Annotated in this window: 19 protein-coding genes, 2 tRNA genes and 2 other annotated features; of the genes, 5 read left to right on the forward strand and 16 right to left on the reverse strand. The window is 40.8% G+C overall.

Going from position 1 to position 24,239, the window contains the following annotated elements; genetic code table 11:
• Positions 1-38 precede the first annotated feature (38 nt).
• The 12 genes from odhB to trpE form a co-directional block, all read right to left on the reverse strand.
• Positions 39-1,325 carry a 2-oxoglutarate dehydrogenase complex dihydrolipoyllysine-residue succinyltransferase gene (gene odhB, locus ACZ5AE_RS19710; protein WP_464566279.1) on the reverse strand — a complete coding sequence of 429 codons (1,287 nt, stop codon included), beginning with the start codon at positions 1,323-1,325 and terminating at the stop codon, positions 39-41.
• The gene (locus ACZ5AE_RS19715; protein ID WP_464566280.1) at positions 1,318-4,164 is read right to left on the reverse strand and encodes a 2-oxoglutarate dehydrogenase E1 component; all 2,847 of its coding nucleotides are present in this window, start codon (positions 4,162-4,164) and stop codon (positions 1,318-1,320) included. Before ACZ5AE_RS19715 ends, odhB begins: the two co-directional genes overlap by 8 nt.
• Before the next feature lie 226 nt (positions 4,165-4,390).
• Complete coding sequence (gene ltrA / locus ACZ5AE_RS19720) at positions 4,391-5,824, reverse strand: group II intron reverse transcriptase/maturase (RefSeq protein ID WP_464566281.1); 1,434 nt, start codon at positions 5,822-5,824, stop codon at positions 4,391-4,393.
• Positions 5,825-6,513: 689 nt separating this feature from the next.
• Positions 6,514-7,584: a tRNA 2-selenouridine(34) synthase MnmH gene (gene mnmH / locus ACZ5AE_RS19725; protein WP_464566282.1), complete on the reverse strand. Its 1,071-nt coding sequence runs from the start codon at positions 7,582-7,584 to the stop codon at positions 6,514-6,516.
• Between the two features lie 171 nt (positions 7,585-7,755).
• A complete protein-coding gene (locus ACZ5AE_RS19730) occupies positions 7,756-8,163 on the reverse strand; it encodes a hypothetical protein (protein WP_464566283.1) in 408 nt (135 codons plus the stop codon).
• 136 nt (positions 8,164-8,299) lie between these two features.
• Positions 8,300-9,079: a tryptophan synthase subunit alpha gene (trpA, locus tag ACZ5AE_RS19735; protein ID WP_464566284.1), complete on the reverse strand. Its 780-nt coding sequence runs from the start codon at positions 9,077-9,079 to the stop codon at positions 8,300-8,302.
• The gene (gene trpB / locus ACZ5AE_RS19740; RefSeq protein ID WP_464566285.1) at positions 9,076-10,281 is read right to left on the reverse strand and encodes a tryptophan synthase subunit beta; all 1,206 of its coding nucleotides are present in this window, start codon (positions 10,279-10,281) and stop codon (positions 9,076-9,078) included. The genes trpA and trpB overlap by 4 nt, the downstream gene beginning before the upstream one ends.
• 12 nt (positions 10,282-10,293) lie before the next feature.
• Complete coding sequence (locus ACZ5AE_RS19745) at positions 10,294-10,902, reverse strand: phosphoribosylanthranilate isomerase (protein WP_464566286.1); 609 nt, start codon at positions 10,900-10,902, stop codon at positions 10,294-10,296.
• Positions 10,899-11,690: an indole-3-glycerol phosphate synthase TrpC gene (gene trpC / locus ACZ5AE_RS19750; protein ID WP_464566287.1), complete on the reverse strand. Its 792-nt coding sequence runs from the start codon at positions 11,688-11,690 to the stop codon at positions 10,899-10,901. Before trpC ends, ACZ5AE_RS19745 begins: the two co-directional genes overlap by 4 nt.
• On the reverse strand, positions 11,691-12,716 hold the full coding sequence (gene trpD / locus ACZ5AE_RS19755) for an anthranilate phosphoribosyltransferase (RefSeq protein WP_464566288.1): 1,026 nt from the start codon (positions 12,714-12,716) through the stop codon (positions 11,691-11,693).
• Complete coding sequence (locus tag ACZ5AE_RS19760; protein ID WP_464566289.1) at positions 12,688-13,299, reverse strand: anthranilate synthase component II; 612 nt, start codon at positions 13,297-13,299, stop codon at positions 12,688-12,690. The genes trpD and ACZ5AE_RS19760 overlap by 29 nt, the downstream gene beginning before the upstream one ends.
• Entirely contained in the window at positions 13,296-14,687 is a 1,392-nt protein-coding gene (trpE, locus tag ACZ5AE_RS19765; protein WP_464566290.1) for an anthranilate synthase component I, read from the reverse strand. The genes ACZ5AE_RS19760 and trpE overlap by 4 nt, the downstream gene beginning before the upstream one ends.
• Before the next feature lie 61 nt (positions 14,688-14,748).
• Positions 14,749-14,998: a binding site (T-box leader), on the reverse strand.
• 35 nt (positions 14,999-15,033) lie between these two features.
• Positions 15,034-15,290 (reverse strand) — a binding site (T-box leader).
• 189 nt (positions 15,291-15,479) lie between these two features.
• Here trpE and ACZ5AE_RS19770 point away from each other — a divergent pair.
• A complete protein-coding gene (locus tag ACZ5AE_RS19770) occupies positions 15,480-16,757 on the forward strand; it encodes an MFS transporter (RefSeq protein WP_464566291.1) in 1,278 nt (425 codons plus the stop codon).
• A gap of 30 nt (positions 16,758-16,787) precedes the next feature.
• On the opposite strand, the gene ACZ5AE_RS19775 is transcribed toward ACZ5AE_RS19770, so the two are convergent.
• Genes ACZ5AE_RS19775 through ACZ5AE_RS19785 form a run of 3 tightly spaced genes read right to left on the reverse strand, consistent with a single transcriptional unit; the run spans position 16,788 to position 20,325 of the window.
• The gene (locus ACZ5AE_RS19775; protein WP_464566292.1) at positions 16,788-18,650 is read right to left on the reverse strand and encodes a PTS fructose transporter subunit IIABC; all 1,863 of its coding nucleotides are present in this window, start codon (positions 18,648-18,650) and stop codon (positions 16,788-16,790) included.
• Positions 18,651-18,664: 14 nt separating this feature from the next.
• Complete coding sequence (gene pfkB / locus ACZ5AE_RS19780) at positions 18,665-19,579, reverse strand: 1-phosphofructokinase (protein ID WP_464566293.1); 915 nt, start codon at positions 19,577-19,579, stop codon at positions 18,665-18,667.
• Entirely contained in the window at positions 19,576-20,325 is a 750-nt protein-coding gene (locus tag ACZ5AE_RS19785; protein WP_464566294.1) for a DeoR/GlpR family DNA-binding transcription regulator, read from the reverse strand. Before ACZ5AE_RS19785 ends, pfkB begins: the two co-directional genes overlap by 4 nt.
• A 212-nt stretch (positions 20,326-20,537) precedes the next feature.
• Here ACZ5AE_RS19785 and ACZ5AE_RS19790 point away from each other — a divergent pair.
• The 3 genes from ACZ5AE_RS19790 to ACZ5AE_RS19800 all read left to right on the forward strand — a co-directional run bounded on the left by ACZ5AE_RS19790 (position 20,538) and on the right by ACZ5AE_RS19800 (position 21,099).
• Positions 20,538-20,611 (forward strand) — tRNA-Gly (locus ACZ5AE_RS19790).
• Positions 20,612-20,619: 8 nt separating this feature from the next.
• A tRNA-Ser gene (locus ACZ5AE_RS19795) sits at positions 20,620-20,711 on the forward strand.
• A 100-nt stretch (positions 20,712-20,811) separates the two neighbouring features.
• Positions 20,812-21,099, forward strand: a complete 288-nt coding sequence (locus tag ACZ5AE_RS19800; RefSeq protein ID WP_464566295.1) for a DUF6509 family protein — start codon at positions 20,812-20,814, stop codon at positions 21,097-21,099.
• 230 nt (positions 21,100-21,329) lie between these two features.
• On the opposite strand, the gene ku is transcribed toward ACZ5AE_RS19800, so the two are convergent.
• Complete coding sequence (gene ku / locus ACZ5AE_RS19805; protein WP_464566296.1) at positions 21,330-22,166, reverse strand: non-homologous end joining protein Ku; 837 nt, start codon at positions 22,164-22,166, stop codon at positions 21,330-21,332.
• 221 nt (positions 22,167-22,387) lie between these two features.
• Here ku and ACZ5AE_RS19810 point away from each other — a divergent pair, with 221 nt between their 5' ends.
• The gene (locus ACZ5AE_RS19810; protein ID WP_464566297.1) at positions 22,388-24,235 is read left to right on the forward strand and encodes a DNA ligase D; all 1,848 of its coding nucleotides are present in this window, start codon (positions 22,388-22,390) and stop codon (positions 24,233-24,235) included.
• The last annotated feature ends 4 nt before the right edge of the window (positions 24,236-24,239 follow it).

The following is a 24,239-nucleotide window of genomic DNA, read 5'->3' on the forward strand; positions in this document are numbered from 1 at the left end:
TCCGATCATCAGCGGTTTTTCTCATTTATTTTTACATATTACCCTTCAAGCAGTAACGTGTCCGGGTCTTCAAGTAGTTTCTTAATTGTACTTAAGAAGCTTACAGCCTCTTTGCCATCGACAATTCTATGATCATAAGAAAGGGCAACATACATCATCGGGCGATTCTCCATTTTTTCCTTGTCAACCGCTACAGGGCGGAGCTGGATTGTGTGCATGCCAAGAATTCCTACTTGAGGCCCGTTTAAAATTGGGGTTGAGAGTAATGAACCGAAAACCCCACCGTTCGTGATCGTAAAGGTGCCTCCTTGTAAGTCCTTTAATGATAATTTATTTGCTCTTGCTTTTTCAGCAAGCTGCATAATATTACTTTCAATTTCAGCGAATGATTTTCTGTCGGCATCTCTAACAACCGGTACTACTAGACCTTCTTCTGCAGCTACAGCAATGCCAATATCATAAAACTTTTTAACTAAAATTTGATCGCCTTGAATTTCCGCATTTAAATAAGGGTATTTTTTCAATGCAGCAACTACAGCTTTTGTGAAGAAGGACATAAAACCAAGCCGAACCTCATGCTCCTCAAAAAATTTATCCTTGCGGCGTTTACGCAAGTCCATTACCGCTGTCATATCAATTTCATTAAAAGTAGTTAACATGGCAGTTGACTGCTTTACTTCGAGAAGCCGCTTAGCAATAGTCTGGCGGCGTCTGGACATTCGCTCGTTGATAATTGGTTTCGCCGGATTTTCCGCATACATCGGTTCCACAGTTTTTTCCCTTTTAGGAACTGATGGCCCAGAAGGAGTCATACCAGGTTGAAATGATGAAACATCTTGTTTTCTTAATCTTCCCAGTGGGTCTGATGACGGTATTTCCTGTAAATTGATTCCTTTTTCCCTTGCCAGTTTGCGGGCAGCAGGCGAAGCAATTGGACGCTTTCCTGATTCGTCTCTCCTGTCTTGCTGAACCCCAGTTTTCTCAACAGAAGCTGTATTATTAGGCGGTGCAGGTGGAACCTCTGTTGAGACCACAGCTTGTGGCTGTGATGGAGTCTGTTCTGAGATAGCAGCAGGAGCAGGCTGTGCAACGCCCTCCTCAACAATAGCTATCGTTTCTCCTACACGGACGGTGTCTCCTTCAGAAAACTTCTGCTCTGTCAGGATGCCGGAAAAATCAGATATGATTTCGATGTTTACTTTATCCGTTTCTAATTCAACTAAATATTCACCCTTTTCAACTTGTTCCCCTGTGTTTTTTAGCCACTTAGCTATCGTTCCTTCTGTAATTGATTCGGCCAATTCTGGGACTTTAATTTCAGCCATGACTAGATCCTCCTTCTTCAGCCTGAGAAAGTGCGGCGGCAAGAATTTTCGATTGTATTAATTTATGAACGTTTGGTTCGCCTTCTGCAGGGCTTGACCGGCGTCTGCGGCCAATAAATTCTACTCTTATTCCATCAGGGATTAATTCATTAATCCGTGGTTCTACGAACGTCCACGCACCCATATTTTTTGGCTCCTCCTGAACCCAAAACACTTCTTTTATATTTGGATATTTTGCAATAATATTTTTCAGTTCCATTGTCGGAAACGGATAAATTTCCTCAAGCCGAATCACCTGAAGCCAGTCAAATCCGCTTGGTTCTTTTGTTTGCTCTGCGATGTCAATAGCTATTTTTCCCGAACACATAACAATCCGCTCGACCTTTTGATGATCCCTGGTGTGGGCAAAATGCTCAATGACTGGTTTAAATTCCCCTTCACTTAAATCATAGCTGGACGATGATACAAGCGGGTTCCTTAATAAGCTTTTCGGGGACATCACCACAAGCGGCCTTACCTCCTCCTTACCGAGCATAGCAGCCTGCCGCCGTAAAAGGTGGAAATATTGCGCTGCTGTGGTAAGATTGACAACTGACCAGTTTTTTTCAGAAGCAGACTGTAAATATCTTTCCAGCCTCGCGCTAGAATGTTCCGGCCCTTGTCCTTCATATCCATGCGGGAGAAGGAGAACCAATCCTGATTTCTGTCCCCATTTCGCCCTCCCGGCTGCGATAAACTGATCGAACATAACCTGGGCCGCATTAGCAAAATCGCCATATTGAGCTTCCCAAATCACTAAAGTCTCCGGTGCAAAGACATTATAGCCATATTCAAAGCCAACCACCGCCGCTTCAGTTAAAGGACTATTATATACGGCGAAGGATGCTTTTGCCATTGATAATTGATGAAGCGGAAGAATCATTTCACCTGATTGATAATCGTGCAAGACTAGGTTTCTTTGAGCAAATGTTCCGCGTTCCGTATCTTGTCCTGATATCCGGATTGGTATCCCATCCGCCAAAATAGCAGCAAAAGCAAGTGTTTCTGCTAAAGCCCAATCAACTTTCCCTTTTTCATCGAATGCTTCTATTCGTCTTTTTAAAATCTTTTCAAGTTTATTAAACACTTTAAAATCCTGCGGCCATTGCAGCAGCTCTTCGTTCATCTTTTTCAAAGTTTCAAGCGGCACCTTAGTTTCATATGATGCCCTCTCAATTTTAAATAATGGTGGTTCCGGTATCGTAATTTCTTCATGCTTAATTCTTGACACTTTATCATTTGCATTTATAAGCCGCTCTTGAATGTCCTTTTGAATTTTTGCTAGAACATCATCCGTAACAAGCCCTTCATTGCCAAGTTTCCTCCCGTAAAGTTCTTTTACGGTTGGATGTTTTTGGACAATAGTGTACATTTGCGGGCTGGTTGTCATCGGCTCATCCATCTCATTATGACCAAAACGGCGATAACCGATTAAATCAATCAGGAAATCCTTTTTAAACACGGACCTGTATTCGGCTGCTAAAACAGCAGCGCTGATGCAGGCATCCGGGTCATCGGCGTTTACATGGATGATGGGGATCTCATATCCCTTTGCCAAATCACTTGCATACCTCGTTGAACGGGAGTCATGGGATTCAGTTGTGAATCCTATCATATTATTGGAGATAATATGAATCGTTCCCCCGGTACGATAACCTTTTAAACTGCTTAAGTTCAAGGTTTCAGCTACAATCCCTTCACCAGGAAAAGCAGCATCGCCATGAATAAGAATGGCAAGCGCAGCCTTAGAATCTTCTGTTGGATATCCCGCTCTACTTCTATCATCCTGGGCAGCTCTCGTGAACCCCTCTACCACAGCACCTACATATTCCAAGTGACTAGGATTATTGGCTAAAGTAATTTTTGCCCTTACTGCGTTTTCACCTGCAAGCTGCCGATTTATTCCAAGGTGGTATTTAACATCACCAGTCCAGCCAAAGTTAATTCCCACTGACCCTTCAGAAGGAACAAGCTCCTTATTTGGGGCGTGCTGAAACTCGGCGAAAATCATTTCATACGGTTTGCCTAGAACATGGGCAAGTACATTTAATCTGCCGCGGTGGGCCATTCCAATATTGATAAATTCCGCTCCATCCCGAACGGACTCTGCGATTATTTCATCTATTAAAGGAACCATAACGTCCAGTCCTTCAATGGAAAACCGTTTCTGTCCTACGAAGGTTTTATGAAGGAATTTTTCAAATTCCTCCACTTCGGTTAACCTTTTTAATATTTCTATTCGTTTCTCTTTAGGCAGCGGGGACTGAAGCTTCCCATTCTCAATCCTCTCAATCAGCCAGTTTCTTTCCTCCGCATCATGGACATGATCAAATTCATAGGCAATCGATTTTGTATATACTTCTTTTAGTTTCATATATGCATCAAATGCAGTTCGGCCTGAGACCGATCCATTTTCAGAAATAATCTGTCCTGGAAGACTCCTTAAATCATCTTCTGTCAGGCCGTAGCTATTGAGGTCCAGATGAGAAATGTCAGGTGTGATATTCCCCAATGGATAAATTTTGGCCGCCAAATGGCCAAATGTTCGGATATTTTCAGCCAGTTTTATGGCAGCATGTATTTTTTCTGTTTGTAAAGGTTCACCCTCGTCACTAACAGGCTTAACAGATACTAAGGAGGAAAATTCCTCATCATTCATTTCTTCAAAAAACATTCTCATTTCCGGTTCAATTGCCGTTGGGTCCTCTTTATACCTTTCAAATTGGTCAATGACATAACCTAAATTTGGACCAAGAAATTCATCCAAAAAAGCCTTTCCATTTTCGTTAGGCCCCTTCATCCATCAATCCCCCTTAAAACATATGTAATTTTCACCTTCGCAAAATACAGCATGAACCAAAATCACTATATCTTTATGTAATGTTTACATTTTAGTGTGTGTCATTCACGAGCAAAAAATTTCTTAAATAAAGAATAAAGTAGGGAAACCTCTCTCGAGGCTTCCCCCTTATCAAACCGTACGTGCCCTATTAAGGCATACGGCTTACCAAATGTTACAATGTTCATCAAGAGGATGCGTTCCAGGCATTTTGCATCTTTTGAAGTCGGTGAGGTGTATAATATTCCTCGGCTTTTTGTTTTGCTCGATTAATTCTCTTATGTAACCTCTTCTTTGATGTTTTAACCAAGTCGCTTAAATATTGTTCTTCGGTATATCCATAAGCTTTATTTAGATATAGCCAATAGGAAGGGATAAGCTTTATTTTAAAGAAGAATGCATTGTTCCAAAGACTGTTCATTTTCTGTCCTTTTCTTTGGTTTGGGTGTTTATGGATAAATGCTACTCGCAATCTTTTCCTTATATATCCGTCAATATCTTGAAGAATTCGTCGAATCATTCTAGTTCTACAATGACTTTTCTGTCCAAGCTCCTCATTAGCTTTGATAGCCTTAACGATGGTCAAATAATAATTAACCTTACCACGAATAATAGGGTTTACCCGTTTTATCCATTCCTCTTTACTAAAAGTTAAGAACTTCCTTGTCTTTTCTTTAATTTTTATCCGAAAATCTTTAATAGATTCTTTCTTGGGTGTGACCTGAAAGTGTAGTTTGTTATCCTTCTTTCTTGGTTTCCAATGATGAAAAGTAAACCCAAGAAAGTCGAAATCATCCTTCTGGAAGTCAACTACTCGTGTTTTCTCCTTAGAAATCTCTAATCCTAATTCAGATAACCTTTCTTTCGTTAGGGAGGCTGCTTTCTGAATATCTTCTTTTGATTTCGCAAAGAGCAGGAAGTCATCTGCATATCGGACAAAACGAAATCCATTCAAGTCCCATTCCCAGTCCATTTCATTAAGATACACATTTGCAAGTAAAGGAGAAATTACTCCGCCCTGCGGTGTTCCATAGTCAGAATGAATGAGTTTCCCCTCTTCCATAAAGCCAGATTTGAGCCATTGTTCAATTAATCCTAAGACCGTACGGTCTGATACGTATTTCTTTAAAATTGTAATTAGTTTCTTATGTGGGATGTTATCAAAGAAACCTTTAATATCACAATCGTAGATGTAATTGTATCCTTGCTCTATATTCCATAAGATTATTTGTAAAGCTCTTTCTACTCCGCGGTTAGGTCTATATCCCACTGACCAGTTGTGAAACAATTTGTCTTCAAATTTCGGTTGAAGAATATTGACTACGCTTTGTTGGACAATACGATCTTCTATTGTAGGGATACCCAATGGGCGTTTCTTTCCATTTTTCTTCGGTATGTATACCCTTTTAACTGGATGGGCTTGATAGGTTTTAGTCCTTAGCTTATTAAGAAGTTCCGTGATATTCTCTTCTAATTTGGCTTCGTAACTTTCAATTGTTTCTCCATCTATTCCTCCAGCACCCTTATTTGCTTTAACTTGTTCAAAACTCTGGGTTAATTTCCTGTCGAATAGAAGTTGCCCATATACACTGTGTAATTTAAATTTCCACTCTTGATTCATTGCGTATTCCACGCCTTTCCTTGATGTACATTCAAACGGTTTTACCGCAGTAACTTGATTGTTAACATTACACCTAGTTCATAGCTTGGATCCATAGGTCGTTCCCCTTCCGTTCATTCGGTGTTATGGTCACCGAGTTACTTCCGTACTATGAGAACGTCTGACTTCTCCACCCGTTCTTCGTCATTTCGGTTTACTCTTATAGACTAGAACCCTGCCTGTTTGGAAAGGCGGAGACCTCACGGGGTCGTCACATTTCCCTTCTAGACATACCCTGCACCATCACGTTATAAGTCACAATTTCTCGCTCTGACTTCCAAAGAAAATTGTCTCTTTATTGGGCTTCCTCACTTTTCGGAGAGTCGCCAACTTATCCCGCCGCCGTGCTTCACACTTATTGCATTAGGGTCTACCTATTCGCCTACGGGTCTCTCGACATTCCGCATCTCCTTCAGACAACACCTCACGGTGTTGCCCTAGATTAGGCTTCCCGAACTAGGTCAGTCTCTTCGGGGATGGGCTTGCACCATCTGGGATTCAATTTCATTATCCTCGTTCAGTCGTTTCATCGAAATGACGTCTCTGTCAGATAAAGAAAAGAAGAGCACTGGCTATGCCAGCACTCTATGCGACTGCCCGTCGCACAAAAAGCACACGTTGAAAACGTGTGCTAAAGTCGAGCAAAATGCTTATGAATTAACTGAAATTACAGGGGAAAAAGATAGCTCTTCTAGCTTTTGAGCAATTTTCACAGCAGCATCCGATGGATCCTCGGCATAAATATCATAAAAATCCCCTATATAGTCCTGTCTAGCATGAGTGTAACGGGGATCATAATAATGCTCGAGCAAAATGGAAATCATATCCGGATAATTCCGTGTTTCTAAAAATTCCAACAGCATGTTTTTAATCTCTATATCCTTGACACGCTTGATGACTTTTTCAATACCAAGCGAAATTTTCTCATGAAACCATGGCTCTTGCTTGTATGGTAAAACATATTCGGATACCAGATGTTTTACCCGCTGCTCGAGAGGTGAATGGATAAAAATGTTTAAGCCTTTAAATTTAATATCCATTAATTCTTCAGGCTGTACCGCCTTGCCAATTCGCTTACTTTCAGCTTCAACTAGGAAATAATCCGCACCCTGAATTTCTCGAAGCCCTTCAAATAATAGGGAATCAAAAGCCTTTTGATTATTGCCCTCACCAAGACCAATTGTTCCAAAGATAGAGCCCCTGTGTGCAGCCATTTCTTCCAAATCCAAAATGGGATAACCTTGTTTTTTTAATTGCTTTAAAACCTCTGTTTTTCCAACCCCGGTCATTCCATGAATGACCACAGCCTGCGGCGGAACCATCTCTGGAATTTTCTCAAGGATATAATGACGATGGGCCTTATAACCGCCTATTAAACGCCAAGCATAAATTCCGGCAAATTCTAAAAAGGTAGCAACGGCCTTACTGCGCATACCACCCCGCCAACAGTAAACAACAAGTTCTCCTTTTTCGGAATAGGATCTAATTTCATTTAACATTTGGGGAAGCTTTGGAGAAACCAGTTCCATTGCCCGCCATTTTGCCGCTGCCTGCCCCACTTGCTTATAGATGGTACCTATTTCCTGTCGCTCTTCGTTTGTAAACAAAGGCACATTAATCGCTCCCGGTACGGCGCCATCGTTATATTCAATTGGTGAACGTACGTCAATAATGATTGGATTAGATAAATTCAATAAATCTTCTACAGTAATTTCCTTCATGTTTACATTAAACTCCTAGCTACTGTTTTACTAATAATGATGAAAAATAAACAAAACTTCCTCAGTCTGGGAAGTTTTTTAAAGTCAATTCATTAAAAGTAATTATATACAAATTATATAGGAGTTAAGCATGCCTATCAAGAAATTAAGATTTCCATCCAACATTTTACATTATAATAATTTGCCAAACGGAACTCCAACCAGCAATTCCAATGCCTTTAGAAACCTTCCCCAATTAGTCGGGAAGCTTTCCATTCCACCAAATTCGTAGATTCTTTCTTGTGTTTTCAGGGTCACGGTCCAAAAGTTGCCGTCAAGTACAATGCCATTTTCCTTTTGATAGGTTGGCTCCCATTCCCAAATTTTCATTGAGTAAATTTTTCTTTTAAATTGATCCAGACTTCCCGGCTTGAACACGGGCAGAGATGAAATTGGCTGCTTCACCGGTAGGTTTCTCCATTCGGTATAAACAAATCTTTCTTTAAGAAAATTTATGTTGACATGATGAGAAGTTCCTTCAAAACATTCCAAAGAAACGCTTAAAGAATATAATTGTTTGGTTGTTTCAGATACTCTCATACTTTTCTCATCCTCAAGTATATTGAATTTCAAATACCCATTTTAGCAAATTATAATCAATATAAAACAAAACGGATGTAACAATTGACACATTCTTACTTAAAAAGAGGAGGCATCACAAGTTGCCTCCTTCATTTTATGCGAGTGTTTGTTTATAAATCGACATGAATTCTTCCATTTCTTCAAGCTGGTTATTGGCAAAGTACTCGACAATTTTACTGCCGACTACTACTCCATCGCAAAACTTTGTTATTTCCTTTATCTGCTCTTGACTTGAAATGCCAAAACCCGCTAATACAGGAATCGGACTTGCTTCCTTAACAGCTTGTAAAAATGAATGCAGTTCATTACTAAACTCGTTTCTTGTCCCCGTAATCCCTTTGACAGTAACAGTATATAAGAATCCCTTTCCTTTATTAGAAATGTTTCTGATTCGTTCGATTGGTGTAGTCAGTGTTACGAGTCGAATCAATTCCACTTCCGCTTCTTCTAGCAGCGGGGCAATGATTTCCTCTTCATCCACAGGAAGGTCCGGAATAATGCAGCCTGCAACACCTGCAGTTTGAACGTCGCGGACAAATGTCTCAATTCCGTATGAATAAACAGGATTTAAATAGGTCATGAGAATAATAGGAGCAGTGACTGATTCACGTGCTTTTGTGATTTCTTTTAAAATACCTTTTAATGTCGTTCCATTTTGCAATGCTCTAATACCTGCGCGCTGAATGGTAGGACCATCAGCAACCGGGTCAGAGAAAGGAACACCCACTTCAATCGCCGTTGCTCCGAATTTTTCTAACAGCGCCAGCCTTTCGGGCAGGTTCTCCAAACCTCCATCTCCTGCCATAATATAAGGCACAAAAGCTTTTTTGTTTTCCTTATTCAATTGTTGAAAAGCTTGTTCGATTCGATTCATTTTCCGCTGCCCCCTTCAAGTCTTGATTTGACTGCATCCACATCTTTATCTCCACGCCCTGACAAGCAGACTACAATATTTTGGCCTGCTCCAAGCTGACCAGCCAATTTTACTGCAAAAGCAACTGCATGGGAGCTTTCAAGTGCGGGTATAATTCCTTCTAGCTTCGATAATAACTGAAAGGCATCAAGGGCTTCTTTATCAGTTATCGAGTGATAACTAGCCCGCCCGCTGTCCTTTAGATAGCTGTGCTCCGGACCCACACCCGGATAATCGAGCCCGGCAGAAATGGAATGCGCTTCTTGAATTTGGCCATCTTCGTTTTGCAGAACGTACATTAAAGCCCCATGCAAAACTCCCGGTCTCCCTTTTGTCAGTGACGCAGCATGAAATGGTGTATCAACGCCATGACCGGCGGCTTCCACACCAAAGAGCTTGACCTCTTCATCTTCGATAAAAGGATAGAACATTCCCATCGCATTGCTCCCGCCCCCAATACAGGCTACGACCGCATTAGGAAGGCTCCCGTTCCTTGCTAAGAATTGTTGTTTTGTTTCCATTCCGATGACACTTTGAAAATCCCTGACAATGACCGGAAATGGGTGTGGTCCGGACACGGATCCCAATAGATAATGGGTATCATCGACATTGGCGACCCAATACCTGAGGGCCTCATTTACGGCATCCTTTAAGGTCGCGCTGCCTGATGTCACGCTGACTACCTTTGCTCCTAAAAGCTCCATCCGATACACGTTCAAGGCCTGGCGCTTGATATCTTCTTCCCCCATAAAAATGATGCAATCAAGGTTTAACAGTGCACAAACGGTAGCCGTGGCAACACCATGCTGGCCGGCACCAGTTTCCGCAACAATTTTTCTTTTTCCCATACGGACGGCAAGCAGCGCCTGGCCGATCGCGTTATTGATTTTATGGGCACCAGTATGGTTTAAATCTTCTCTTTTTAAATAAATATTGGCCCCACCGGCATGCTTTGTCAGATTTTCCGCAAAATAGAGGGGAGTTTCCCTGCCAACATATTCCTTTAGTAATCCATCAATCTCAGCTTGAAATTCCGGGTCGCCTTTTGCCTCTTTGTAGGCTTCATTCAATTCTGTTACAGCCTTCATTAATGTTTCCGGGACAAATTTCCCGCCAAATATGCCAAAATGGCCTTTTTCATTTGGTAATGTATAAGTACTCAATATAATCTCCTCCTAGCGTACGCTTTTTGCTTTTTCTAAAAATGTTTTTATTTTCGTCAGATCTTTTACCCCATCGGTTTCTACCCCGGAACTTACATCGACCATATATGGTTGAATAGTGTTGATGGCTGCCACCACATTATCCTGATGCAGCCCTCCCGCCAGGATGACCTTTTTCCCCTCAAGGAGTCCGGTATTCACCTCACTCCATGTGAATGCTGTCCCATTTCCCCCGTGATATTTCCCTTTTGGTCCATCGAGGAGAATATAGTCAGCAGGAAAATCGCTTAGTTCCGCTAATTTCTCATTTCCTTCAAAACTGGCAGCCTTGATCACCGGGAGCGAAAGGGATTCACTAAAGTTTTCCGATTCCTCTCCGTGCAGTTGAATATGAGTCAGACCGGCAACTGCAGCAATCCGTTCTATTTCAGCTTTTGGTTCATTGACAAAAACACCGACCTTAAATACATCCTTAGGCAACTCGGAAATGATTTCTTTTGCCTTCTCAGCGGATATTCTCCGCTTGCTTTTTGCAAAAACGAAGCCAAGTGCATCAGCACCATACTCTACTGCCGCAAGTCCAGTATTCACATCCATAATCCCGCAGATTTTTACTCTCATGGCCGCGCACCTTCTATTAGCGGCAATTGGAAATCCGAAAAGATTTGCTTTAGATTTGCGCTTTTCATCAAGGCTTCCCCAACAAGGATGCCATTTGCTCCAGCATTCCTCACTCGGTTCACATCCTCCCGGATATGAAGCCCACTTTCACTTATTAAATAAGCACCTGATTGTTTCACCGCCGCTGCTAATTTTTCAGTAACCTCAAGTGAAACTTGGAAGGTCTTTAAATCACGGTTATTCACGCCAATCAGCTTTCCCCCGGTCTTTAGGGCTGTTTCCAATTCAGCTTGATTATGAACCTCCACTAAAACCTCTAGACCTAAGTTTGTGGCATATTGATATAATTCTGTTAATTTTTTTTCTTCAAGCGCAGCGACAATCAATAGGATGATATCAGCCCCATGTGCATAGGCGTTATTGATTTGCAGCGGATCGATAATAAAATCTTTGCAAAGCATCGGCAGCTGCACTGTTTCCCTTACCGCAATTAAATCTTCAAAAGACCCTTTAAAGAAAGTTTGGTCAGTTAAAACGGAGATAGCGCTGGCACCGGATTGTTCGTAAATGGCAGCCTGTACAGACGGTTCGACACCATTATTAATCATTCCTTTCGAAGGTGAAGCCCTCTTGAACTCCGCAATAATGGATATTTGCTGTGCCTTTTGAAGCTTATCAAGCAACGATCTTTTTTCACGATCTATTGCTGGATAAAAATCACTCTGATTCTGCAGGAGAGCCAGTTCCTGTTTCTTTTGTTCAATAATTCGGTCTAGTATCGTTGTCACTTATATCGCCTCTCTTTGCATAGCTCGTGATTTTTCAATTAGCACTTCTAATTTGTGATAGGCTGCTCCAGAATCAATGGCTTCTGCAGCTAATTTTATACCCTCTTTAATGGTGTCTGCCTTTCCGGCAGTTAAAATACCAAGGCCAGCATTTAAGAGTACGGTATCTCGATATGGACCCTTTGCACCTCTTAATACATTCCGTAAGATTTCTCCGTTTTCCACCGCATCGCCGCCTTTTATGAAGCTATTATCATATGTTGGCAGACCAACATCTTCAGGATAAATGGATTGGCTTGTAATGACTCCATCTTCTAAAATAGTCAAATGGTTTTCTCCCTGCAGGGACGCCTCATCCATAAAGCCGGCGCCATTTAGAACAATCGCCCGCTTACGTCCAAGCTGTTTTAATACCTCCGCAAAAATTGGCAAAAGATCTCGGCGATACACGCCTAGGAGTTGATAATCCAATTCGATTGGATTTGTCAAAGGTCCGATGAAGTTAAAAATTGTCGGGATTTTCAATTGTCTCCTAACCATCGTGACCTTTTTCAATTTTGGATGCACATGTGGTGCAAATAAAAAGGCTATCCCTATTTCGCTTAGGATCTCTTCCGTACTTTCTGCTGGTAAATTAAGATTGACGCCTAAGTATTCTAGAACGTCTGCACTTCCTGTCTTGCTGGAAACACTTCGATTACCATGTTTAGCAACTGGTATTCCTGCCGCAGCGAGGACAAAAGCAGAAGTAGTACTAACATTAAAGCTTGAAGAACCGTCACCTCCAGTTCCGCAATTATCCAAAGCATTCGGAAACTTCTTTTTAAATGACAATGTCTCCCCTTTTAATGCTTTTACAATGCCAACGATTTCATCGACTGTTTCACCTTTAGATTTAAGTCCCATTAAAAAGGCGGCAATTTCTGATTCAGATACTTCTTCACCTAATATAAAATTAACTGCTTCCTTCATCTCGTCTTCTGAGAATGACCTTTGCTCAGCTAACTGTAGTAAATATTCCTTCATTTGTATCCATCCTTCCTATTTCAAGTAGAAAATTTTTAAGCATTTGTTTTCCTAATGGAGTCCCAATTGATTCTGGATGAAACTGCAGTCCATAAACCGGGTAATCTCGGTGTTTAATAGCCATAACCTCGTTATCATCCATGGAATGAGCAAGACTCTCAAGTTCTGGCGGCATCGTATCTTTTTCAATTTTTAAAGAATGGTAACGCATCACTTCCAATGGTGAAGATAAATAATTAAAAATGCCGCCGCCATTATGATTGATGAACGAAGTTTTGCCATGCTTAATTTGTTTTGCTCTGTTAATTTCACTTCCGAAGGCTGCTCCAATTGCCTGATGTCCTAAACAAATTCCTAAAATAGGAATTTTATTATAGAAGTTGTTAATTATCTCGATACAGATACCTGCATCCTCCGGTTTACCAGGCCCGGGTGAGAGGATTATTGCTTTTGGGTTCAAAGCCTTTATTTCCTCCAGACTAATCTGGTTATTACGATAAACTGCAGCTTCTTCCCCCAATTCTCCCAAATACTGATAAAGATTGAAGGTAAATGAGTCAAAGTTATCAATAAGTAATATCATTCCGGGGTTCCCTCCAAAAATGCTTTTAATTTATTTAAGGTTTCCTCATATTCCGATTCAGGATCGGAGTCATGGACAATGCCGGCACCTGCTTGAATAAAGGCCTTTCCGTCTTTTAAAATCATCGTCCGAATCGCAAGGGCAAAGTCCATGTTTCCGTTCACTGAAAAGTAACCAATTGCTCCCGAATAGAGGCCTCGTTTTGATTTTTCAAGTGTATTAATGATTTCCATCGCCCTCACCTTTGGTGCTCCTGATACTGTCCCGGCCGGGATGCAGGCAGCAAGCGCATCAAGCGCGGTTTTATCCGAGGTAAGGGTTCCGCTGATTTCAGAAACGATGTGCATAACATGGCGGAACTTTTCAATGGCCATATACCGATCTACCTGAACGGAACCAAATTCGCAAACCTTCCCCAAATCATTTCTGCCAAGGTCGACGAGCATCTTATGTTCAGCCAATTCTTTTTCATCAGCCAATAATTCCTTTTGAATTACTTCATCTTCAGCTGCGGTTTTTCCTCTTCTTTTTGTTCCGGCTATCGGGTTGGCTATGACAGATTTACCTCTCGTCTTAATTAAGCTCTCTGGTGATGAACCAATCACGGTATAGCCTTCAAAGTCGATGTAGAACATATATGGCGTTGGGTTATTAGCCCGGTGTTTCCGATAAAGTGATAATGGAGAGCCTTCAAAGTCTGCTTTCATCCTCCTCGATAGGACAACCTGGAAAATATCTCCTTCCAAAATATGCTCTTTAGCAGTTTCAACATTCTTGATAAAGGCTTCCTTAGAAATTTCCGATTCAAATCCTGATAAGCTAAAACTATCCTCCTCATCAAAAACATTAGGTGTTTTTAATTCCTGAAGCCTTTTGTTGATTCTCATTTCAATACTTGCTCCGTCTGATTCTTCCTGAAGAGGAATACCGACAATAAAAACCCTCTCCTCAAGGTGATCAAAGACGATCACTTCCTCATACACCATCAGATGAACATCCGGCATATTCAAACTGTTCGGGTATTCATTCCCAATTACTTCATACTGTCGGACAATATCGTAGCCCACATAGCCAACCGCCCCGCCGATAAACGGAAATGGCAGCTCATCAACATTTACTGAATGTAGAAGATTATCGATAACGTCTAATGGATTTCCGCTTACTTCCTGTGTCTGCCCATTTCTTTTAATCACGCGGTTTTCCTTGCCAATGGAAACAAGCTCAATGGCTGGGTCTGCGCCAATAAAGGAATAGCGGCCGGAATCATTGTATTTATGGGAACTTTCCAGTAAGAATTTCTTCTTTCCGCTGATTTTTTGCAAAATTGAAATGGGTGTTAGAGTATCACCGCTTATTTCTTTCATAAAAATAGCCATTTTAGTGTTCATCGTTCAGACTCCCTTCAGAAAATAAAAAAAAGTCCCCTATATCCATAACACGGTTATGAATATAGAGGACGAATCTCTCGGATCGTGGTGCCACCTCATTTTAAAGCAAATAGTTTGCCTCCTTGATTCAGATACAGAGCGAATGACTCGATATCCTATCCTTTTAACGGTGGAACTCCGTACATCCCTACTATAGTTCAAGATGTCTCTCGCAAGTCCATTCAGCAAATCCTTTCTTATCGGGCTCACACCATTCCCCGACTCTCTGGAAAGAAACAAATATGCGTACTCCTCTTGCTCATCGATTTCATTATTTTTTTGAAAACAAAAAGGGTCTCCCGTCCATAAAAAGGACGGAAAACCCGTGGTGCCACCTTCATTAGCTAACTAATTAGCTCACTTTACCGATATCAAAGAAAATTTCTTTAATATCTGTCTCATGTAACGATGAGAATTTCGCCAAAGCCTACTAGTCCCCTTTATGGTAGGTTTTCGGTTTGGAGGCTCAGAAGTCCATTCACTTATACGTCATCACTGATTTACACCAACCATCAGCTCTCTGTGGAATCCGTAAAAGTTACTACTCTTCATCACTGCCGTAACTTCATTTTATTGTTTTTTATATTATTACAATAACCAGTATATTGTCAAGGGATTAATTTGAGAATTATTGAATTTTTCACAAAAGCCTTCGAATTCCCCTTACCATTAAAAGGATAAAATCCTTAAGTTTTTTTAAATCAAAATAGTGAATATTAAATGTACAAAGAAAAAAGGCGGGATAGAGGATAAATGGAACACATAGAACAATTGTGGAATAATCCACAGACCGCTAAAAAGAAGCAATCAAAGGCAGGCAAAAATCGCTCAAGTGAGATTACTAACAAGAAGTGGGCTATTCTATCTATATCTTCGATTCCATTGGTCATGACTTTAGGAAATTCTATGTTAATTCCGGTATTACCGGCATTAGAGAAGGAATTATCCATTTCCTCCTTTCAGTCGAGTTTAATTATAACTGTTTATTCGATTGTAGCCATTATCTTAATACCAGTTGCCGGCTATTTATCTGATCATATCGGCAGGAAAAAAGTAATTATCCCGAGTTTAATTATCGCCGCGATCGGGGGAGTTCTTTCGGGATGGGCTTCTTGGAAATTGGACGCTTACTGGCTGGTTTTAGTCGGCCGTGCGCTTCAGGGGGTTGGTGCAGCTGGGGCATTTCCGATTGTCCTGCCGCTAGTCGGTGATATGTTTAAAAATGAGGATGATGTGAGCACCTGCTTAGGAATCATCGAAACCTCCAATACGTTTGGCAAGGTTCTAAGTCCCATTTTCGGAGCAATTTTAGCTGGGTTTATCTGGTTTTTGCCGTTTTTCTCGATTCCTGTGTTCTGTTTCATTTCAGTAATGATGATGATATTTCTTGTTAAAACTCCGCAAAAAAAGCAAAAAACAATCCCATTTAGGGATTTCTTTATGAACGTAAAAAAAACATTCGCCGATAGCGGCCGTTGGCTATATGCCATCTTTTTTATTGGCGGAATTCTTATGCTTGTTTTGTTTGGCATTTTATTTTACCTATCAGAAGTGTTTGAAAAAGAATATGGCATTAAAGATCTTAAGAAAGGCTTCTTTTTGGCATTACCTCTTGGAGCACTTTGCTTATCCTCCTTTATCGGCGGTAAGGTGATTAAAAAAAATAAAGTGTTAATGAAGTGGCTGACATTTGGCGGAATTCTTGCTGCAGGGCTTTCTATTGCGGCGTTATGGATTTCCATTAAACTTTGGTTTATGATTAGCATGTTTCTGATCGCGGGGATTGGCATCGGCCTTGGACTTCCCTCTCTTGATGCCCTGATAACTGAGGGTGTCGAAAAGAACGAGCGGGGAACCATTACATCTATTTACAGTTCGATGAGGTTTATCGGCGTTGCTGCTGGACCTCCGATTATCGCATTATTAATGAAATATCCATCCCACTGGATTTTTATTATTATGAGCAGTTTAAGTATCCTGGCTGCTATTGTAGCTCTTATCGCTATTAAGCCGCCTCCGGAAAAAAATTAAAAGCCGGCAAAGATTTGCCGGCTTTTCGAATTATTTAACAGGTTTTTTCAAGAATCCGATTAATAATGCTGAAACAACTGCGCCAACAAGAATTGCCAGTGCGTACATTAGAGCTCCGTTTTCTACTAATGGTACGACGAAGATTCCGCCGTGAGGTGCCCTTAATCCAATATGAAACGCCATGGATAGAGCACCGGCTACCGCAGAGCCTGCCATAACGGATGGTATCACCCGGAATGGGTCTGCTGCCGCAAATGGAATTGCCCCTTCAGTAATAAACGATAATCCCATTACATAGCAGGCCTTACCTGCATCTCTTTCCTCAGTGGTAAACTTATTCTTAAATAGGGTAGTGGCAAGTGCAATTCCTAATGGCGGCACCATGCCAGCCGCCATTACAGCAGCCATTGGTCCGTAAACGCCGCTCGCAAGCAAGCCTGTTCCGAATACATAGGCTGCTTTATTAATCGGGCCACCCATATCAAACGACATCATTAAACCTAATACAATCCCTAAAAGAACGGCGTTTCCAGTCCCAAGGCCTGTTAGCCAGTGCGTAATCTCCGTATTTAACCACGCCACTGGTTTGTTGACAACATAATGCATAATAAACCCAGTAATGGCGATTCCTAAAAGTGGATAAATTAAAATTGCTTTAATCCCTTCCAGCGACTTTGGAAGTCCGGCAAACACTTTCTTTAAAAGTAGAACAATATAACCAGCCAAGAATCCGGCAATTAACCCGCCTAGGAAGCCCGCACCGCCGTTTGCCGCCATCATGCCGCCAACCATACCGGCTGCAAAACCCGGGCGGTCTGCAATGCTGAGTGCAATAAATCCAGCTAGAACAGGTACAATCAGTTTAAATGCGTTGTCGCCACCAATGGTCATTAATGCTGCAGCAATCGGATTATAGGATGGATCGTCAGGCTTAAAGGAGTTATAGCCAAACATAAAGCAGATTGCAATTAAGATTCCGCCTCCAACAACAAATGGAAGCATGTTTGACACACCGTTCATTAAGTGTTTATAAAAGCCTGTTTTTGAACCTTTTTGCTCTGATTTTTGAGCACCTTCAGTGCCGCTGCCATTGTAAACTGGAGCATCCTTTTTTAAGGCCCTTTCGATTAATTGCTCCGGGCGGCGGATACCATCTGCGACTGCCGTCTGTATAACATGTTTTCCTTTAAACCGTTCCATTTCAACATTGATATCTGCAGCTATAATAACTGCTGTTGCATTTTCAATGTCCTCTTTTGTCAAAACATTTTTGGCGCCGCCTGAACCGTTGGTTTCAACCTTGATATTGACACCCAATTCAGCTGCCTTGGCCTTTAAGGAATCTGCTGCCATATAGGTATGGGCGATACCGGTTGGGCACCCAGTTACTGCAATAATTGAAATTTTTTTCGCCTCAGATACTGCCTCCGTTTTCTCCTCTTTATCAAAACGGTTGATGATATCTATTATTTCATCCGCAGATGCGGCCTTTAATAACTCATAGCGAACTTCAGCTTTCATTAACAATCCGGACAGACGTGCCAGGGCTTCCAGATGAGTGTTATTAGCACCTTCTGGTGCAGCAATCATGAAAAATAAATGGGAAGGCTTTCCGTCCAACGATTCATAGTTAACACCGGCAACGGATTTACCAAAGGCAATAGCCGCTTCTTTAACTGCAGCTGTTTTTGCGTGTGGAATCGCAATTCCGTCACCGATTCCTGTTGTAGATTGGCCTTCTCTTTTTAAAATGGCGGATTTGAAATCAGTATGGTTTGTTATTTTTCCTGCCTCCAGCAATACATCGACAAGCTGATCAATAGCTTCTTCTTTCTGTATCCCATTAATATTTAAAAGGATTGTATCTTTTGTAAGCAATTCAGTAATTTTCATATTGGTTGTCTCCTCTACCTGATTTCCTTAATCTGAACTTGAGGAAGAAGCTCAGCCACTTGATCCTTAGTACAAAGTCCTAACGAGAAAGCGGTGGCACTTCCTGAGGCAACACTATATCGGAATGCTTCCCTTAAATCTCCTGTTCTTTCATAAGCGGCCAAAAACCCTGCCACCATGGAATCCCCGGCTCCAACCGAGTTTTTAACAATACCTTTTGGAACATTAGCGAGCAGAGTACTATCCTTATTAATAAATACTGCTCCTTGATCGGCCAGTGAAACAATGACATTTTCAGCTCCCATCGAGACAAGTTTTTTTCCATACGGAATGACTTCCTCAGGGCTTGATATTACGGAATCAAACAGTTCTCCTAGCTCGTGATGGTTTGGTTTAATTAAAAACGGCTTAAATTTCAGGACTTTCTTCAATAAGTCCCCTTCCGCATCAACAACAAATTGCGCTCCGGTTTCATTACTGATTTTAACCAGCTCTTCATATGTTGTTTTTGGAAGTGAGCCTGGTATGCTTCCTGCCAAAACCAATAAATCGTCGGCGTTTAACTGGCGAATTTTATTCTTCAGTAAGCCAAAAGCAGCCTCTGATATATCCGGTCCTTTTGCATTAATTTCGGTTTCCTGGCCCGTTTTAAGCTTTATATTGATTCTAGAGTCCTTTACTACCTTCACAAAATCTGTTTTTATATTTTCTTTTTCAAGAAATTGCTCAATATATGCTCCGGTAAAGCCGCCGATAAAACCCAGGGCATTACTGTCCGTTTCCATTTGCTTTAAAACTCTTGAAACATTAATTCCCTTTCCTCCGGGAAATTTTGCTTCTTTCACAGTTCGATGTAATTCTCCCAACTGAAAGCTATCAAGTTTCACAATATAGTCAACCGAAGGGTTTAACGTTAATGTGTAAATCATGCTGTCACGACCTTTATTGTGGTTCTATTTAAATATTGATTTCCAATTTCATCATCTAGTTCATTTGTAATAATCGAGGCTTCATGAATATCGGCAATTTTGGCAAATGATATCTCCGAAAACTTCGTATTGTCTGCCAGTACAAAAGCCTCCCTTGATAAAAAAAACGCTTTTTGCTTTACCATTGCTTCTTCTTGATCAGGTGTGGTAAAGCCGAATTGCGGATGAATACCGTTTACACCCATAAAGCATTTATCAAAACGGTAAAATTCGAGGCTTTCTAAGGCCCCCCGGCCAATTAGGGCATTTGTTTTTTGTTTTGCAAGCCCGCCAATTAAGAAAGTAGAAATACCTTTATTTAATAACCCCGGCAAATGCATAAAACCATTTGTTACAACGACAATATCGGTTGGCAGGCTATCAATCATTTCAAAAATTGTTGAACCTGCATCTAAATAAATACAATCCCCTTCTTCCACTAAACCAGCTGCATATTTTGCAATCTGCTGTTTTTCATGAAGGTTTTTGGAGGATTTCTCTATCATGCTTGGCTCCTGGAGTTTACCCTGCAGCCTTGATGCACCACCATGGATTCTTTTTAAAAACTTTTGTTCTTCAAGCTGTGACAAATCCCTGCGGATCGTCGATTCGGAGGAACACGTCAGCTCCATGATTTCTTGGATTTTAACAATACCCTTTTCCTTTAATAATTGTAGAATAAGCCGATGACGTTCAGGAGTTAACAAGTCATCACCACCCATTTTTTATTGTTATGTTTATATAATACTGTAACCGATTGCAAAAATCAATCATTTTCCGTCAAAAACACCCATTTAATCGACTGATTTTGAGTAAAAATCGAAAAAAACTTCCAAAAACATTCATTTTTTTGCATTCATAAAATTTTTTTCTACCACTTTTAATAGTATTATGCTATAATTAACTTGTCTTTAATTTCGCGGGTGTGGTTTAATGGTAGAATTTCAGCTTCCCAAGCTGACGGCGGGGGTTCGATTCCCCTCACCCGCTCCAAATTATTTGGAGGAGTACCCAAGTGGTTATAAGGGGGCGCACTCGAAATGCGTTAGAACGGGCAACCGTTGCGTGAGTTCGAATCTCACCTTCTCCGCCATACATAGGACTTTAAAACGCCAGAGATTTCTGGCGTTTTCTTATTGCATCAAAATATGCCATAATAATAAAGCCAATAATTTATGCAAAGGATGATATAGTTGAATATTACGGGTCATACATTAGAAAAATTGGAAGATCCATTTGGTTTATTATCGGGGGACCGTTACGAGATTTTTCTTGACCTTGATATCGATGAAGAAGATGAACTTTTTTCTGATAATGGGGTTGGGTTAAGGGTCCTCTTTGTAGTGGACGAGCACGGTACAAAAATCTCCAATTATCACTTTTTTGAAAAAGGGAGCGATAAAGTATTTGATTTTGCTCTTGAAGAGGACGAAGAGCAAATAGTTTTTGACTACTGCCAAAGTATAATTAGAGATGAATAAAAGCAGGGACTCCCCTGCTTTTACTTGTGGTCTAGGAAAATTAAGTTTTTCAGGATAACTTGTTACTAGAATAAATACGTCCAGCTCCAGCGCCCTAGCAGCTAGTGTAATTGCTCTCCGCCCTGCGATAAGTCAAGCACGAATACGCTTACGCCCTTTGCGTTCCTTTTATCTCTGTTGGGGAGCTCCAGGCCATTCGCCGCTCTTCAGGGTTTTCGCTTTTGTTCTTGTTACGCTTCTTTTTTGACTTTTGCCGCTGTTTTCTTTCTTGGAGGAGCTGCAGCAACCTTTTTCGGCTTGGTACGATCTATTGAGGCCTGAAGGGCAGCCATTAAATCGGTCACATTCGTCGCGACTTCCTTCGTTGCGGCGGTTACTGTGTCTTTTCCTTGTCGTTTTGATTCGATTAATTCCAGCAAGGCTGTTCGATATTCATCGGTATATTTTTCCGGATTAAATTCGGATGTCAATTGGTCAATTAGCAAAATAGCTGTATCCAATTCCTTTTTTGTTACCTTATCTTCAGAAGGCACATTCGGAACATCCGCAGCCTTGCGAACTTCATCGGGAAAATGAATGGTTTCCATGACTAATGTGTTTTCATAGACGCGAATAACCGCAAGCTGTTCCTTCGATCTTATCACAATTTTAGCTATCCCCACCTTCTGGGATTCCTCTAATGCCTTTCGCAAAAGAGAGTAGGCCTTACCTCCCCCCTCATTCGGTGACATATAATAACTTCTCTCAAAGTAAATTGGGTCAATATCTTCAATTTTAACAAAGTCAATAATTTCAACAGCCTTTTCTTCATTTTCCTTCCGCAGTTTTTCTAGATCTTCCTCATCAAGAACGACAAATTTTCCTTTCGTATATTCATACGCTCGTACAATCTCTTCAGGTTTAACCTCTTCTTCACAAACAGTACATACTTTTTCATATTTAATCGGGGCATGACATTTCTTGTGCAGTGTGCGCAGTTTAATATCTTTATCTTCAGTTGCAGTATGAAGCTTGATAGGAATGTTAACAAGCCCAAAGCTAATACTGCCTTTCCACATTGTATGCATAACCATGTCTCCAATCTTTTTGTTATTATTTTTTGATTTCTCTTCGCTAACATTCCTAAAAACAAATGGAAATGGATGAAAGGTTTAATTTTCAGCCAATATAATTAAAGAAAACTCGCTTATTGGCGCGTCCGCCGGGACGAAGACAGAGGCGTTGTTGAATTTATGCGTTAAGAAAGTTTATACTTTCTTATTAGCTGAAAAAAGAAAGGGCATTTTCCATGAAACCGATGCTCCCCACGCTGACTTTTGATCAGCCTGTTCAGAAAGGCTGGCTCTTTGAAGTAAAATATGATGGATTTCGAGCCATTCTGGATTGGGATTCAAACGGGATTGAATTGACAAGCCGGAATGGGAAATCCCTATTACCCCAATTTCCGGAAATTGAAGATTATTTATTAGAGCATGAAAATGAATTTAAACCATTTCTCCCGCTACGACTCGATAGTGAACTTGTTTCCCTTGAAAATCCCTATAAAGCCAATTTTTCAGCAATCCAAATACGCGGCCGCTTAAAGGCAGCAAAAAAAATAGGAGAGCAAGCAAAAAATTCTCCCTGCCGCTTGATGATTTTTGATTTATTAGTCCTAAATGGGAAGCCGATGAATTGCCTTGAATTTTTAAAAAGAAAAGAAGAACTGTTCAAATTATTCGAAAAGACAGGGCTGGAATTAAATGCTGATCCATATAATAAGCAGCTACTGCAGCCTGTTATGGCCTTTGAGGATTTTAATGAAGTATGGGAAAAAGTAGTGCTGTACGATGGCGAAGGGATTGTAGCCAAACAGGCATCAAGTATTTGGGAGGAAGGAAAGCGGTCTTTACAATGGCTAAAGTATAAAAATTGGAAATATGTCAGCTGCTTTGTCACCTCCTATGATAAAACAAATGGCTATTTTTTTGTGGGTGTCTATAAGGATGACTCCATTTATGGAGTCGGACAGGTTTTGTTTGGCTTTAAACCGGACGAAAAACAAGCTCTTGGGCAAATTATAAAACAAAATATGATCAAGGAGGATTCCCAATTTATTTATGTGGAGCCTGCCATCTGCCTAGAAGTGAAATATTTGGAGCTTTATGATAACCAGCTTCGCGAGCCTCATTTTGACCATTTCAGATTTGATTTGGCACCTGAGGATTGTACATATGACAAATTTATTTTTCAACAAAAAAATCTGCCTGAAGACCTAGAAATCTCACATCCTGACAAGCCGCTATGGGATAAATACAATATCAGGAAAGCTGATTATATCTTGTATTTAAGGGAAATTTCACCTTATATGCTGCCATTTTTAAAAGATCGCTTACTTACCGTCATTCGCTTTCCGCACGGGATGTTCGGGGAAGCATTTTATCAAAAGAATTGTCCAGATTATGCTCCAGATTTTGTCTATACCCATATGGCTGATGACATTGATTATATCCTTTGCAATAACTTAAAAACCTTGATATGGCTTGGAAACCAGCTGGCAATTGAGTTTCATGTGCCATTTCAAACTACCATAAGCAAGGGGCCAAGTGAAATTGTGTTTGACTTAGATCCACCATCACAGGATGAATTTCATTTGGCAATAAAGGCCGCTCTATTAATAAAAGAGGTCCTTGATCAGTTAAACCTGATCGGGTTTATCAAAACCTCTGGTAATAAGGGGCTGCAAATTTATCTTCCATTGCCAGAAGATGAATTCAGCTATGATGATACAAGATTATTTACGAGCTTTATCGCCGAATATTTGATTTCAAAAGCCCCCGACTCCTTTACAATCGAAAGAATGAAAAAGAAACGAGGAAACAGGTTATATGTGGATTATGTCCAGCATGGGGAAGGAAAAACGATTGTTGCCCCGTATTCAATGCGAGGGAACGAGCATGCAGGGGTGGCTACACCGCTTTTTTGGGAGGAGGTAGACGAAAAGCTTAACCCTAGGATGTTTACATTGGACTATGCGTTAGAAAGAATTAAGCAGTTTGGGGACCCATTTAAAAACTATTTCCAAACGAAATCCATTCAACCCTTCGCGACTGTACTGGAAGTGTTAAAACAAAATTCACGAGCAAAAAGATATTAATATA

The sequence above is a fragment of the Neobacillus sp. S1227 genome, assembly GCF_055385255.1.

Coding starts and splice junctions, on each gene's coding strand:
- odhB (WP_464566279.1), bottom strand. CDS start 1,325: ATGGCTGAAATTAAAGTCCCAGAATTGGCCGAATCAATTACAGAAGGA.
- ACZ5AE_RS19715 (WP_464566280.1), bottom strand. CDS start 4,164: ATGAAGGGGCCTAACGAAAATGGAAAGGCTTTTTTGGATGAATTTCTT.
- ltrA (WP_464566281.1), bottom strand. CDS start 5,824: ATGAATCAAGAGTGGAAATTTAAATTACACAGTGTATATGGGCAACTT.
- mnmH (WP_464566282.1), bottom strand. CDS start 7,584: ATGAAGGAAATTACTGTAGAAGATTTATTGAATTTATCTAATCCAATC.
- ACZ5AE_RS19730 (WP_464566283.1), bottom strand. CDS start 8,163: ATGAGAGTATCTGAAACAACCAAACAATTATATTCTTTAAGCGTTTCT.
- trpA (WP_464566284.1), bottom strand. CDS start 9,079: ATGAATCGAATCGAACAAGCTTTTCAACAATTGAATAAGGAAAACAAA.
- ACZ5AE_RS19745 (WP_464566286.1), bottom strand. CDS start 10,902: ATGAGAGTAAAAATCTGCGGGATTATGGATGTGAATACTGGACTTGCG.
- trpD (WP_464566288.1), bottom strand. CDS start 12,716: ATGAAGGAATATTTACTACAGTTAGCTGAGCAAAGGTCATTCTCAGAA.
- ACZ5AE_RS19760 (WP_464566289.1), bottom strand. CDS start 13,299: ATGATATTACTTATTGATAACTTTGACTCATTTACCTTCAATCTTTAT.
- trpE (WP_464566290.1), bottom strand. CDS start 14,687: ATGAACACTAAAATGGCTATTTTTATGAAAGAAATAAGCGGTGATACT.
- ACZ5AE_RS19770 (WP_464566291.1), top strand. CDS start 15,480: ATGGAACACATAGAACAATTGTGGAATAATCCACAGACCGCTAAAAAG.
- ACZ5AE_RS19775 (WP_464566292.1), bottom strand. CDS start 18,650: ATGAAAATTACTGAATTGCTTACAAAAGATACAATCCTTTTAAATATT.
- pfkB (WP_464566293.1), bottom strand. CDS start 19,579: ATGATTTACACATTAACGTTAAACCCTTCGGTTGACTATATTGTGAAA.
- ku (WP_464566296.1), bottom strand. CDS start 22,166: ATGCATACAATGTGGAAAGGCAGTATTAGCTTTGGGCTTGTTAACATT.
- ACZ5AE_RS19810 (WP_464566297.1), top strand. CDS start 22,388: ATGAAACCGATGCTCCCCACGCTGACTTTTGATCAGCCTGTTCAGAAA.